The sequence below is a fragment of the Mucilaginibacter sp. genome (assembly GCF_028287845.1).
Taxonomy (GTDB): domain Bacteria; phylum Bacteroidota; class Bacteroidia; order Sphingobacteriales; family Sphingobacteriaceae; genus Mucilaginibacter.
The window spans coordinates 1-12,875 of the sequence record NZ_JAQBOW010000022.1 but is presented as its reverse complement, the minus strand read 5'-3'; the positions used below and the strand labels follow the sequence as shown (position 1 = coordinate 12,875).

General features: G+C 40.0%; 14 protein-coding genes. 8 read left to right on the top strand and 6 right to left on the bottom strand.

The window, feature by feature from the left end:
- Window positions 1-1,131, bottom strand: a 1,131-nt coding sequence (proS, locus tag JWP71_RS01860; RefSeq protein ID WP_299496463.1) for a proline--tRNA ligase, incomplete at its 3' end; no start/stop codon positions are given.
- Window positions 1,132-1,274: 143 nt separating this feature from the next.
- On the opposite strand from proS, the gene JWP71_RS01855 reads away from it, so the two are divergent.
- Entirely contained in the window at window positions 1,275-2,138 is an 864-nt protein-coding gene (locus JWP71_RS01855; protein ID WP_299496461.1) for a hypothetical protein, read from the top strand.
- 11 nt (window positions 2,139-2,149) lie between these two features.
- Complete coding sequence (locus JWP71_RS01850; protein WP_299496459.1) at window positions 2,150-3,628, top strand: hypothetical protein; 1,479 nt, start codon at window positions 2,150-2,152, stop codon at window positions 3,626-3,628.
- Window positions 3,629-3,705: 77 nt separating this feature from the next.
- Here JWP71_RS01850 and JWP71_RS01845 read toward each other — a convergent pair whose 3' ends face one another.
- On the bottom strand, window positions 3,706-4,185 hold the full coding sequence (locus JWP71_RS01845) for a DNA starvation/stationary phase protection protein (protein WP_299496457.1): 480 nt from the start codon (window positions 4,183-4,185) through the stop codon (window positions 3,706-3,708).
- A 93-nt stretch (window positions 4,186-4,278) separates the two neighbouring features.
- Between JWP71_RS01845 and JWP71_RS01840 the strand changes: the two genes are divergently transcribed.
- From JWP71_RS01840 to JWP71_RS01830, 3 genes are read left to right on the top strand one after another with little or no spacing between them, the layout of a single operon-like run.
- Complete coding sequence (locus JWP71_RS01840) at window positions 4,279-5,034, top strand: DUF4905 domain-containing protein (protein WP_299496453.1); 756 nt, start codon at window positions 4,279-4,281, stop codon at window positions 5,032-5,034.
- 21 nt (window positions 5,035-5,055) lie between these two features.
- On the top strand, window positions 5,056-5,982 hold the full coding sequence (locus JWP71_RS01835) for a LysM peptidoglycan-binding domain-containing protein (protein WP_299496451.1): 927 nt from the start codon (window positions 5,056-5,058) through the stop codon (window positions 5,980-5,982).
- Window positions 5,975-6,610, top strand: coding sequence for a uridine kinase (locus JWP71_RS01830; RefSeq protein WP_299496449.1), 636 nt, complete (start codon window positions 5,975-5,977; stop codon window positions 6,608-6,610). Before JWP71_RS01835 ends, JWP71_RS01830 begins: the two co-directional genes overlap by 8 nt.
- On the opposite strand, the gene JWP71_RS01825 is transcribed toward JWP71_RS01830, so the two are convergent.
- A complete protein-coding gene (locus JWP71_RS01825) occupies window positions 6,607-7,263 on the bottom strand; it encodes a 3-oxoacid CoA-transferase subunit B (protein WP_299496446.1) in 657 nt (218 codons plus the stop codon). The two genes, JWP71_RS01830 and JWP71_RS01825, sit on opposite strands and share 4 nt — an antisense overlap.
- 100 nt (window positions 7,264-7,363) lie before the next feature.
- On the bottom strand, window positions 7,364-8,062 hold the full coding sequence (locus JWP71_RS01820; RefSeq protein ID WP_299496444.1) for a CoA transferase subunit A: 699 nt from the start codon (window positions 8,060-8,062) through the stop codon (window positions 7,364-7,366).
- Between the two features lie 104 nt (window positions 8,063-8,166).
- Between JWP71_RS01820 and JWP71_RS01815 the strand changes: the two genes are divergently transcribed.
- On the top strand, window positions 8,167-8,631 hold the full coding sequence (locus tag JWP71_RS01815) for a hypothetical protein (protein WP_299496441.1): 465 nt from the start codon (window positions 8,167-8,169) through the stop codon (window positions 8,629-8,631).
- A 161-nt stretch (window positions 8,632-8,792) separates the two neighbouring features.
- Here the strand turns inward: JWP71_RS01815 and JWP71_RS01810 are convergent, their stop codons facing one another.
- Complete coding sequence (locus JWP71_RS01810; protein WP_299496439.1) at window positions 8,793-11,153, bottom strand: endonuclease MutS2; 2,361 nt, start codon at window positions 11,151-11,153, stop codon at window positions 8,793-8,795.
- A gap of 6 nt (window positions 11,154-11,159) precedes the next feature.
- Complete coding sequence (locus JWP71_RS01805; protein ID WP_299496437.1) at window positions 11,160-11,687, bottom strand: DUF4296 domain-containing protein; 528 nt, start codon at window positions 11,685-11,687, stop codon at window positions 11,160-11,162.
- A 40-nt stretch (window positions 11,688-11,727) separates the two neighbouring features.
- Between JWP71_RS01805 and JWP71_RS01800 the strand changes: the two genes are divergently transcribed.
- Window positions 11,728-12,417, top strand: a complete 690-nt coding sequence (locus tag JWP71_RS01800) for a YggS family pyridoxal phosphate-dependent enzyme (protein WP_299496434.1) — start codon at window positions 11,728-11,730, stop codon at window positions 12,415-12,417.
- Window positions 12,418-12,481: 64 nt separating this feature from the next.
- Window positions 12,482-12,875: GNAT family N-acetyltransferase (locus JWP71_RS01795; protein ID WP_299496465.1), on the top strand; the 394-nt coding region annotated here is incomplete at its 3' end.

The following is a 12,875-nucleotide window of genomic DNA, read 5'->3' as shown; positions in this document are numbered from 1 at the left end:
ACGGCGGGCCAGCTCAACTGTTCCGTTTTGCATATCACGGCTGCCAATAGCTACACGCAAAGGCACGCCTTTCAACTCATATTCGGCAAACTTGGCTCCCGGGCGATGGGTGTCGCGTTTATCAAATTTAACTGATATATCTTTTGCTTTAAGCGCTTTGGTTAAGGTGCTTACATAAGCCGTTATGTTCTCTAATTCTTCATCATGCTTATAAATTGGTACAACAACAACCTGAATAGGCGCCAGTTTTGGCGGCAGTACCAATCCGGCATCATCAGAGTGCGCCATAATTAACGCGCCTATTAAACGGGTAGATACTCCCCATGAGGTTGCCCAAACATAATCAAGCTTATTTTCCTTGTTAGTGAACTTCACATCAAATGCCTTTGCAAAATTTTGACCTAAAAAGTGTGATGTTCCTGCTTGCAGAGCCTTACCATCCTGCATTAATGCTTCAATACAATAAGTATCCAATGCCCCTGCGAAACGCTCGTTAGGGGTTTTCCTTCCTTTAACAACAGGTAGTGCCAGCCAGTTTTCTGCAAAATCTGCATATACATTCAGCATTAGTTCGGTTTCTGCGATAGCTTCCTGGGCAGTAGCGTGTGCGGTATGGCCTTCCTGCCATAAAAATTCGCTGGTACGTAAAAATAAGCGGGTACGCATTTCCCAACGCACAACATTGGCCCATTGATTAACCAAAATAGGTAAATCGCGGTATGATTGTATCCAGCCTTTATAGGTGTTCCATATAATAGTTTCAGATGTTGGGCGAACTATCAGTTCTTCCTCCAGCTTGGCATCTTCATCAACAACAATATTACCGTTACCATCATTTTTTAAGCGGTAATGTGTTACAACCGCGCATTCTTTAGCAAAGCCATCAACATGGCTGGCCTCTTTGGAAAAAAAAGATTTGGGTATAAACAATGGGAAATAGGCGTTACTGTGACCGGTTTCTTTAAACATTTTATCCAATACAGCCTGCATTTTCTCCCAGATAGAATAGCCATAGGGTTTAATGACCATACAACCCCTAACCGGCGAATATTCGGCCATATCTGCTTTTATTACCAGATCGTTATACCATTGCGAATAATCCTCATCTTTACTAATAACGCCTTTGCTCATTGTTTGTGAAATAGATTTTGACTTTTTAATTGCTTATTATTGTGGTCAAATTTATAAATTTATACGTTATTAAAGCGGTCAAATTAAACTATACCCGGAAAAATCAATCTATATTGATGAAAACCGATTTATACTTAACAAATATGAAAGGGAACCTTCTAAAAGGAATCGTTTTTATCAGTGCAGTTGTGCTGAGTTCCTGCTCCGTTAATAATAAATTAGCTAATTCACCAACCACAGGTGATGACGTATATTTTACAAAGGCAATTGCCGGCGATAACATAGAATATGCCGACGCGAATAATTATCAGCCAAAACAAAACAATTATATAGCAGATGATGATTACTACTATTATGGTGATTACGCGTCGCGCATAAACCGTTTTAGTTATTTTACGCCATTTGATTATGATGACGATTTTTACTACGGCTATACTCCTTACAGCGCTAATAATAATTATAATAAAAGCGCCAATACAAACTATAATGACACCTATTCTCCATCCCAACCATCACCATACGATTTTGGGGTTTATTCACCATTTGATTATGGTTATAACAATTTTGGCGGATATGATGATTTTAGCTATGGATCCATCTATACCAGTTATTTATATACCGGTGGTGGGCGCCGTCATGGAAAGCAATATTCCCGCTCTGCATCTGCGGGAGGTGGTTCAGGATTAACTTTTCGTAAAGCTAATTCAGGGTCAGGAAATCCATCAAACGGTGTAGCCGGTTTCAATCGCCGTGGTTATGCCAATAATGGCACCAATACAATTTATCCCGGTAGGCCGAATAATACTTCAGTTGTCCGTACCGGCACTACCAATAACAGTATCCGCGCGGTGCGTACCGACAGGCAAGATGTAAGGCCAGCGAGCCAGCAAGTTGTTGAGCGTGTTTCAACACCAAGCCCGGCTCCTACTAATACTTCAAGCAGTTCTGGTAGCAGCGGGGGTAGTACGGGGAGCAGCGGTGGTGGCGGCAGACCTGTTAGGCCTTAATTTAGCTGTCTATGAAATTAAAATATATACTATGTGTAGTTGCTTTAATAGCAACTAGCAAGAGCAGTTTTGCCCAATATGCAAAGGATGCTATACGCTATTCAACATTTGGAACCGGCTCTACCTCCCGAATAAAAGGAATTGGCAACGCCGGCACTGCTGTGGGCGGAGACCTATCTTCGGTTAGCGGAAACCCGGCCGGTTTAGGTTTTTTCACCATGTCTGAAGTTAGCCTGACCCCTGAGTTTGATGGCTCGAAGAGTAATTCAATTTATTTAAATCAACCCGGCGCTGCAAGTAAAAACAACCTGAATTTAAGTAATGCCGCTATCGTATTCTATTCGCGGCTAAATACCCCAAGCGGGCAAGACAAGACCAAGGGTTGGTTAAGCCTTAATTTTGGTATGGGTTATAATCGTACAAATAATTTTGATGAACGTATTAGCTATGGTGCCAAAAACAGCAATAGTTCCATAAACGATTATTACGCCAGCCTTGCCAATTCAAGCGGCGTAGATGCCGGAACATTGCAGGGCTGGGCCTATGGCCAAAACCTGATTGACCAGTACGGAAGCACCACAACTCCTACCTATAAAAGCAATGCTTATCCGGGCGTAAACCAGCTTAATAGCATCACAAGGTCTGGCGGCCAATCAGAATTTGATCTATCACTGGGTGCCAATTACAGCAACAAACTATATTTAGGTTTTGGCATAGGTATTACCCAACTAAGGTATAACTCGGCAAATAGCTTTAATGAAATTGGTACTGCATCTGTACTTGAAGGTAGCAGCACCACAGGTGTTGACAGAAACTTCAATTCTACCTTTACTCAATCCCAGGATACCAAAGGCGAAGGATTTAATGCAAAATTTGGCTTTATCTATAAGTTACTGGAAAATGTACGTTTAGGCGCCACAGTTACTACGCCAACCTATATAACCATAGATGATTCGTACAGTGAAGGGCTGGCAAGCAGTTTTAATAATGGATCAAACTATGTAGACGGTCCTGCCGATTATCCATTAACTTATAAAATGCGCACCCCATTAAAAGCATCAGGCGGTTTATCTGTATTTTTTGGCAAATACGGCTTCATCAGCGGCGATGTTGAATATATTGATTATAGCACTACCCGTATTAGCAGTAATGATAATTACCTTGCAGATTACGATAACGGAATTATAAAAAGCAACTACCATGCAGCTGTTAACGCGCATGTTGGTGCCGAAATTAAATTAATAGGCTCTGTAGCTTTACGCGGTGGCTATGGTATACAAGGCAGCCCTTTAAAAACAAACGGAACACAAACTAAAACCGCAACAGCAGGTTTAGGTTATAGGTTTGGAAGTTACTATGTAGATGCCGCTTATGTGCATGTTACCGGGTCGCAAACCATCACTCCTTACGATGTTGGCACGTTAACACCTACTGCAAGCGTCAACGGAACTAACAATAATGTATTTGTAACCGTTGGCTATAGATATTAGGATTCTTACGACTAACAAGAAAGAGCCTGTTATTTTCATAGCAGGCTCTTTCTTGTTTATTTGAGTAGGTTTTATGCTTAATCCTCATTAACAAATGAGCGCAACATCCAGGTGTTCTTTTCTTTAAACTGCATAAAGCGGTTTACCATATCATTGGTGCCATCATCACCGGCATGGGCAGTAACTTCTAATAATTCACGTTCCATTTCAATCAGCTTGGCCATATCATCAATTAGGGCTTTTACCATTGTAGTATCTTTTAATCCAATAGTATCAATTTCTTTTATGGATGATGTTTTAATATAATCATTAAAAGTGCTGTAAGGCGCTTTGCCTAAAGTAAGAATTCTTTCGGCCAGTTCATCAATAGTAACCAGTGCCTCGGTATACAATTCTTCAAACTTAATATGTAAAGTAAAAAAGCTTTTACCCTTAACGTTCCAATGGCAGCCCCTTAATTTTTGATAATGGATGTGATAATTGGCCAGCAGATCATTTAAATGATCAACAACGGGCTTTACTTTGCCTTCTTGGAGACTTATTTCTTTTGCGTTCATGATATTAAGATTATTGTGAATCAACAGGTATAACTATACCTTTGTTTAGTAAATACCACAATTTTTTGTTTTTAATAGCATATTTGCATACTTATGACGATGCTATTCCCCTTCATTAATGAGCAGCTAAGCGGAATGATCTGGCGCATGGAAATTGATAGTTTAACCGACACAATTTTCCTGGAAATAAGAAATAGCGAGGATAAGAATGTTTCATTTGCTTCTATTGATCTCTCAAACGGTAAAACTAATTTCAATAACGTGTCTGCACCCGAGCGGTGGTTAACCGGTATAGAGGCGGGTTATGATGGTATACTATTATTGCACAATTACCAATCAGAACAAGCTCCTGTACATAAAGGAGTTATCGCTATAGATAATAAAGGGACGATCTGCTGGAGTAACTATACTTACGCTTTCGATCATTTGACGGTAAACGGGCCGGTTCTTTATAATGTTCAGATACAACCTAAAAAATTATTTTTAACGGATATTAAAACCGGGGCAATGATCAGGCAGTACGAGCCATTAATTGATATTGAGCCGGTTAATTATATTACAGTACCTCAAATTTTACCTCCATCTTATTTAAATCAAGACCTGCCAATTGAGCCTCATGGAAACATTATACATTACCTTGAACACAATAATTTAAGAATTGTATCTTTGCACTCCTTCAACACCGGACAACTAAAACAACACTTGTATATTATAGATGGAACGGATCTTGTGTATGAAGATTTATTAAATGCGGATATACAAAAAATGCAGCCCGAGTCGTTTATCATGTATAAAAACTCGCTGATCTATATTAAAAACAAATCAGAATTAAAGGTTTTAAACCTGTAAATTACTGAATAAGAATTTATTATGAAATTAAAGAATTTATTATTCATTACTCCTTTACTAACACTTTCACTATCTCTTTTTGCAAAACCCATGTTACCGGATTCTGTAGGTATTGAAAACCTTGATGGAAAAAAAGTGATACTGCATAAATTAGATCCAAAAGATAATTACTACTCTGTAGGCAGGCGTTACAATGTAAAACCGGGTGTTATTATACAATTTAACAATAATGCTCCTTTAAAAATTGGCAATATTATTAAGGTCCCAACAGACAGGTCATTTTTAGAATCAACAAAACCTGCAATTGTACAGCAATCCAGGCAAATTACCTCTTCGGCAACTGTTGTACAAAAACCGGTTGCAACAACCGAAGCACCGGCAAATAATGGTTCAACAACGCAACAATACAAAGTATCAGCCGGAGAGACACTTTATGCTATAGCCAAACGCTTTAATTCGACTGTTGAGGATATAACTAAACTTAATGGCTTAACTTCAACAACTGTAATTCCGGGGCAGATCATACAGGTAAAATCCGGTACTGCTGATGTACCCCCACCGGTTATAGTGCGCCCTGTAGCAAAACGCGACTCTACCTCGTATGCTTCCTCACAGGATAGCAGCAATGCTATAGAGCGTAAAATAAATGCGAATAAATATGGTTTATTTGAAAAGAACGAAAAAGGCGTAGCTACCTGGATAGACGATGCCAGCCTTGACCCCAATAAAAAACTGGCATTACATCGAACCGCTCCTATTGGTACGGTTATAAAGATAACCAACCCAATGACTAACCGTACTACATTTGCCAAAGTAGTTGGCCGTATCACAGATAGCGAAACAACTAAGGATGTTGTTATTATATTTACAAAAAATGTAGCCGAATCTATTGGCGCATTGGATAAACGTATTCATGTAAATATAAGCTACGGTGTTCCTAATGAATAAACCTTATATTATTGGCATTGCCGGCGGAAGCGGTTCTGGAAAGACTTTTTTTTTAAACCGTTTCCTGGATCATTTTACACCTGACGAGGTTTGCTTATTATCACAGGATGATTATTATATTCCTGTGGCCCATAACATGACCGCGGAGGAAAACAAACTGTATAATTTTGATCTGCCCCGCACCATTGATTATGAGCAATTTGAGCAGGATGTTAGCAAATTACTGAACCGTGAAGTCATTTACAAAAAGGAATACACGTTTAATAACCCAAACGCTATACCAAAAATGCTAGAGATTAAACCGGCACCAATTATTATTGTAGAAGGTTTATTTATTTTACACTTTAAAGGTATTGCAGATTTGTTCGATATGAAAATATTTGTTGAAGCGGATGAGGACATTGCCTTGCAGCGCCGTTTAAAACGCGACCTGCTGGAGCGTGGCTACTCTAACGACGATGCGATGTATAAATGGATAAACCATGTTGTACCTGCTTATAAAGAGTTCTTGCTGCCGTATAAAGACGGCTGTCATAAAATTATTGTTAATAACACGCAAACCGCCGAAGGCATATTGGCTGTTACTGAAGAAATATCAAAAGAATTAAGGGCGAAAATATTTAGTTAAATCTCCATTTCGGGTATCTCACCTTCAATAATTAGTTTTCCTGCTGTAGCATTTTTAATTTCTTCTACGCTTACTCCCGGTGCACGTTCCAGTAATTTAAATCCACCTCCGGGTAATACATCAAGTACAGCTAATTCTGTTACTATTTTTTTAACGCAATTAACTCCGGTTAATGGAAGCGTACATTGCGGTAATAATTTAGATTCGCCTGCTTTATTAACATGTTGCATAGCAACTATAATGTTTTCTGCTGATGCTACGAGGTCCATGGCCCCGCCCATTCCTTTTACCATTTTACCGGGGATTTTCCAGTTAGCAATATCGCCATTTTCAGATACCTCCATAGCTCCTAATATGGTCAGATTTACTTTGCGGGCGCGTATCATCCCAAAGCTCATAGCCGAATCAAATATGGCCGAACCCGGTAGCATGGTAATAGTTTGCTTACCCGCATTAATTACGTCAGCGTCCTCCTCCCCTTCAAATGGGAATGGGCCCATACCTAACAATCCATTCTCTGATTGCAGCACAACATCCATACTTTGCGGAATATAGTTAGCCACCAGCGTAGGTATGCCTATGCCGAGGTTAACATAGTAACCGTCTTTTATTTCTTTAGCTATACGTTTTGCTATTCCTGTTTTATCTAACATAATTAAAAAATATTTTTGTCATCCTGAGCGATAGCGAAGGATCTTGTAAGCGCGATAAGTAAGTCGTATAAGATTCTTCGCTATCGCTCAGAATGACAATTTATTGTTTACTACGAACCGTCCGCTGCTCTATCCTTTTCTCATAATTCACTCCCTGGAATATCCGGTGCACGTATATACCCGGCGTATGTACATAATCCGGGTCCAATTGGCCGGGCTCAACAAGTTCTTCAACTTCGGCAATGGTAATTTTTCCGGCCATGGCCATAACCGGATTAAAATTGCGGGCGGTCGACCGATATACCAGGTTACCCATGCTATCGCCCTTCCAGGCCTTTACAATTGCAAAATCGGCATCAAATGCCATTTCCATTAAATAATCTTTGCCATTAAAATTCCGCACCTCTTTACCCTCGGCTACTTCTGTACCGATGCCTGCCGGAGTGAAAATTGCCGGCATGCCATAACCGGCTGCCATGCAGCGTGTTGCTAAGGTCCCCTGAGGTATTAGTTCAACTTCCAGTTCGCCGCTAAGCAGCTGGCGCTCAAACTCGGCATTTTCGCCCACGTAAGAAGATATCATTTTTTTAACCTGATGTTGTTTCAACATCAGGCCAATGCCAAAATCATCAACACCGGCGTTGTTTGATATACAGGTAAGCTCCTTTACTCCTTTTTTAACCAATGCGGCAATGCAATTTTCGGGTAAGCCGCATAAGCCAAATCCACCCAGCATAAGGGTCATGCCATTGGCAATATCTGCTATGGCTTCATCGGCATTGCTATAAACTTTATTCATGGGCTATAATTGATGTGGGTAAAATTACTAAATCATCAGCACACAAAAACAATTATAAAAACTGCGCATTATAATTATAGAATGAACCAATAAAAATAAAAGTTATGTTGTATAAAGATGATGCATTTTTGAATGACAAGAACAATCATTCAGAACAAAACGCTAATAAGCCCAATGCCTACCGGGTAGATGATGATAAAAACGTTGAAGAAAAGGACCTGATAAGAAGCATGGCAGGCAATAGCAAAACCAAACCTATAAGAGAAGGCCAGCCAATGGGAGGTGAAAACTTTGGCGCAAATAACATTACACCATCCGGCGATGATAAGAACAATCCATCACAAAACGCGGGCTATAGTAACGAATATTTCAGGCGTACAGAGCCATCTGAAGAACATCCTGAAAATAACAACTTCAAAGCTCAGGATCAGCAAAGTTACCAGGAGGGGACGGCTGACAATGATGGCAACAGCAATGCCAAACCTAACATCCCCGGACCTAATGAACTACCCGACCAGCAGAAAGTTGGCGAGGATAGCGACGATGGCTGGTATCATGTGGAAACCTAATAATATATGGTCTCCGTGCTCTCTGTGTCTCCTTAACGCCTTTGTGTTTAAAATTTAACCACGGAGTGCACTAAGGAGACACAAAGTAGCACAGAGTTTTATAGCTAAAAATATAATTTCGTTCCTCTTTCTGCGATTATATTTTTGGTCAGCCTATGCTATTATTTAAAATACACATAAGTAATCCCATCCCCGCCCCTGTCGGCATGTTCATCTTCCAGACGATCCACCTGGTCGTATTTTTTGAGGTATTGGCGTATCATTTTGCGCAGGATGCCGTCGCCCTTGCCATGCAGTATTTTTAAATTACCAAAACCCATCATTAACGCGCGGTCAAACAATCGCTCAATAGCCGCTAAAGCATCCTCGGTACGCATGCCGCGTACATCAATTTCGGGGCTAAAGCTGGCTATATCGCCGGTATGGCTGTTCATGCTTCGCCTTACTTCTTTTGGCACAACAGATTTGGACACCTTTTGTACCCGCTTCTTTTTAGCCACCGTGCGCAAATCGCCAATGGCTATAATGACATTATCTTTTGCTATTTCAATTACCTGCCCGGTTGTTTCAGAGTCGGCCAATTTTACCCAGTCACCTATTTTTAATTCATCTTCGGTCACAGCCGGCTTAATTGTTTCCTGTTTAACCGTATTTTTTTGTAATTCTTTGTTTAGATTTTCGCGGAGATCCTTTGTTTTTTCTTTATCGGCATTGCTGTTTTTAATTTCGGCTATGGTATTTTCAACCAGCTTATTAGCATTTAGTATGATGTTTTTGGCTTCATCTTTTGCCTCTCGTATCAACACCTTTTTATTTTCTTCGAGATAGCTTTTCAGTTTTTCGTTTTCGGCTAATAGTACATCTACTTGTCTTTGCTGTTTATCCAGTTTAACGCGGGTATCCAGTATTTCTTTCTTCTCGCGCTCCAAACCAACCAGCAGGGTATCCACATTTTTTTGACCGGCGCTAATTTTGTTTTTAGCCAGGTTAAGCACCTGTTGCGGCAAGCCAATTTTTTGAGCTATCTCAAACGCGTATGAGCTGCCGGGCTTACCCACTTCTAAAATATAAAGCGGTTTCATTTCCACATTATTAAACAGCATGGATGCATTTTCAATACCTTCTGTATTACCTGCAAATATTTTAAGGTTAGAGTAGTGTGTGGTTACCATCCCTCTAACTTTTTTATGATTTAATGATTCCAGCACAGCTTCAGCTATCGGCCCGCCAAATTGCGGATCGGTGCCTGTTCCAAACTCATCTATCAATATTAGTGATTTGCTGTTGGCCTGCTCTACAAAATGTTTCATTTTTGACAAATGCGCGCTATATGTACTCAAATCGCTTTCTATAGACTGGTCATCGCCAATATCTACAAAAAACTGTTTAAAAACGCCTACAACGCTGGCCTCATCAGCAGGAATTAATAAGCCGGCCTGCACCATTAACTGTAATAAGCCAACTGTCTTCATACAAACAGATTTACCACCCGCGTTAGGGCCGGATACTACAACTACGCGTGTGTGTTCGTCTATTTGTAGGTTTAACGGTACCACCGTTTTATGCTCTTTTTTAAAATTCAGGAACAATAACGGATGACGGGCGTTTACCAGCTTTAGCTTAGCTTCGTTTATCACTTGTGGCATTTCGCCTTCTATATCAATGGCAAACAGGGCCTTGGCGCGCACAAAGTCTAGTTTGGTGAGCAGACTATGATATGATAATAAAAGCGGCACATAGGGCCTTAATTCATCTGTTAACGCGGTTAATATCTTCATTATCTCGCGCCTGCGTTCAAACTCAAGGTCGCGTATCTTGTTATTCAGCGTAAAAACCTCCTCAGGCTCCATATAAACGGTTTGCCCGCTTGCTGATTCGTCATGAATAAAACCTTTTAGCTTTCGCTTATTTTCGGCTAATAAAGGAATACACAGGCGGCCATCCCGAATGGTTAATGATCCATCCGCTGTCCAGCCATTGCCTGATGCACTTTTAAATATCTGATCTATCTTTCGACGGGCGTCCTGCTCGGCTTTTGCAATACCCGAAGTAATGTCTGATAATTCGCGCGATGCATTAGGCTTTATCTTTCCTTTAGGATCTATTACCTGTTCAATTTTTTTTATTATCGCTTTTTCAATGGGCAAATGCTCAAACAGGGCCTCCAGGTTTGGATACTGGCCCTCGCGCTCATTAAAATAAGCTATAACTGCAAATACAGTAGTTAATGATGCCAGTACCTGGTAAAATTCTTCTTCGGTTAAAAATGCGCCTTCCAGCCTGGCCTTGTTAGCCAGGAATTTAATATCAAAAAAGTTATGGATAGGCAAAGCAGCATCGTTTTGCAATATATTTTTAAACTCGTGGGCCTGGCTTAAAAACTTGCTTATCTGCTCGTAATTACTCATTACCTGTATCTTGTCAACCATCTGTTGACCCATAACACTAAGGCAATGTGCTTTTATTAATTCCTTTACCTCGGTAAATCCCAGCTTATCAATACTATTATTAGGGTAAAGCATTTTATATTAGTTTGGATACTTTTTAAGTACCCCTGTTGGTTTATGTTTTAATTTGACAGTATCCTTTTTTAATTTTTTAGGATGTTTAGATTTTTTAATAATTGAATCACGTTTAAGCGAATCGGCCATTAATTTCGCGTCTTTCTTTGCTTTTTCAATAGCTTCCTTTGCTTTCTTTGAGCTTTCTTTTGCAACCACTTTGGTTAACGAGTCGTTTTTAATTTGCAAAAGCGCAGCAATATCAGCATACATTTTTATTAAAATTTCGGGCTGGGTAGTATAATATTTTACACTTCTTTTAAACTGGGCAGAATCGGTATGATACTGTTTAAACACGTAATCGTATCTGCCTGTACCATATTTGTATAAACTATCCCCGGCAACTTGCAGCGCCAGGCTACCATCTACAATATGAACATCGGTGAGCAGGTGTACCATTACATCCGGTTTCAGGATACCATCGGGACTATTTCCCCTATTACAGGCAAACAAAAAAAGCAAAGCTGAAAAAAACAAGATAATATGTTTACGCATTCTGTAATTTAGCGGTTTAATTAAGCAAAATTACGGATAAATGAGCATTGCAGATAACATCAAAAGCTTAAAAAACGAAACTATACCTAAAAAGGTAACTTTAATAGCGGTATCAAAAACCAAACCCGTTGCTGATATACAGGAAGCCTATGATGCCGGCCAGCGTTTATTTGGCGAAAATATGGTACAGGAGATGGTTGATAAGTACGAACAATTACCTAAGGATATACAATGGCACCAGATTGGTCACCTGCAAACAAATAAAGTAAAATATATTGCCCCGTTCATCAGCATGATACAATCTGTTGATAGTTTAAAACTTTTACAGGAAATAAATAAACAGGCCGAAAAAAATAAACGCGTTATTGATTGCCTGCTGCAAATATATATTGCCGACGAAGAAACCAAGTTTGGCCTGGATTTCGATGAGGCTATTGAGCTATTACGGTCTGATGAGTTTGCTACCTTTAAAAATATTCGCATACGTGGTTTAATGGGCATTGCCACCAATACCGATAAAGAGAAGCAGCTAAAGGACGAGTTCCAGGAGTTGAAAACTTTTTTTGATGGCATTAAGGCAAGCTTTTTCAGAAAAGAGGAAAGCTTTAATGTAGTATCAATGGGCATGTCAAGCGATTACGAATTAGCCATTGAACAAGGCAGCAATATGATACGCGTAGGCAGCACTATTTTTGGGGGGCGGGTTATTAAACATTGGAAGAATAACTGATTGATTTCGGATTTCGGATGTTCAATTTCGCATTTAAACTAATGACACAATGACTAATGACCTAATGACCATAAACTTAAGAGAAGCTATAAAAGAAGATTGTGTACGCCTGCTGGAACTGGTGAACGAACTGGCGCTTTATGAAAAGGCCCCGCAGGAAGTAACTGTAGCCATAGAGGAATTTGAAGCCGCGGGCTTTGGCGAAAAGCCGGTTTGGAAAGCCTATGTAGCTGAAGTTGGTGGATTAGTGGTTGGCTTTGCGCTATATTATACCCGATTTTCTACCTGGAAAGGATGTCGCATGTATCTGGAAGATTTTATAGTTACAGAGCCCATGCGCGGCCGGGGAATTGGCAAACTACTTTTTGACCGGTTAATTGTTGAAGCTAAAGAAAAAGGATTTAGCGGTATGGTATGGCAGGTATTGGACTGGAACCAACCGGCGCTTAATTTTTACG

Coding starts and splice junctions, on each gene's coding strand:
- JWP71_RS01840 (WP_299496453.1), top strand. CDS start 4,279: ATGACGATGCTATTCCCCTTCATTAATGAGCAGCTAAGCGGAATGATC.
- JWP71_RS01820 (WP_299496444.1), bottom strand. CDS start 8,062: ATGAATAAAGTTTATAGCAATGCCGATGAAGCCATAGCAGATATTGCC.
- JWP71_RS01850 (WP_299496459.1), top strand. CDS start 2,150: ATGAAATTAAAATATATACTATGTGTAGTTGCTTTAATAGCAACTAGC.
- JWP71_RS01810 (WP_299496439.1), bottom strand. CDS start 11,153: ATGCTTTACCCTAATAATAGTATTGATAAGCTGGGATTTACCGAGGTA.
- JWP71_RS01830 (WP_299496449.1), top strand. CDS start 5,975: ATGAATAAACCTTATATTATTGGCATTGCCGGCGGAAGCGGTTCTGGA.
- JWP71_RS01800 (WP_299496434.1), top strand. CDS start 11,728: ATGAGCATTGCAGATAACATCAAAAGCTTAAAAAACGAAACTATACCT.
- JWP71_RS01845 (WP_299496457.1), bottom strand. CDS start 4,185: ATGAACGCAAAAGAAATAAGTCTCCAAGAAGGCAAAGTAAAGCCCGTT.
- JWP71_RS01805 (WP_299496437.1), bottom strand. CDS start 11,687: ATGCGTAAACATATTATCTTGTTTTTTTCAGCTTTGCTTTTTTTGTTT.
- JWP71_RS01835 (WP_299496451.1), top strand. CDS start 5,056: ATGAAATTAAAGAATTTATTATTCATTACTCCTTTACTAACACTTTCA.
- JWP71_RS01855 (WP_299496461.1), top strand. CDS start 1,275: ATGAAAGGGAACCTTCTAAAAGGAATCGTTTTTATCAGTGCAGTTGTG.
- JWP71_RS01815 (WP_299496441.1), top strand. CDS start 8,167: ATGTTGTATAAAGATGATGCATTTTTGAATGACAAGAACAATCATTCA.
- JWP71_RS01825 (WP_299496446.1), bottom strand. CDS start 7,263: ATGTTAGATAAAACAGGAATAGCAAAACGTATAGCTAAAGAAATAAAA.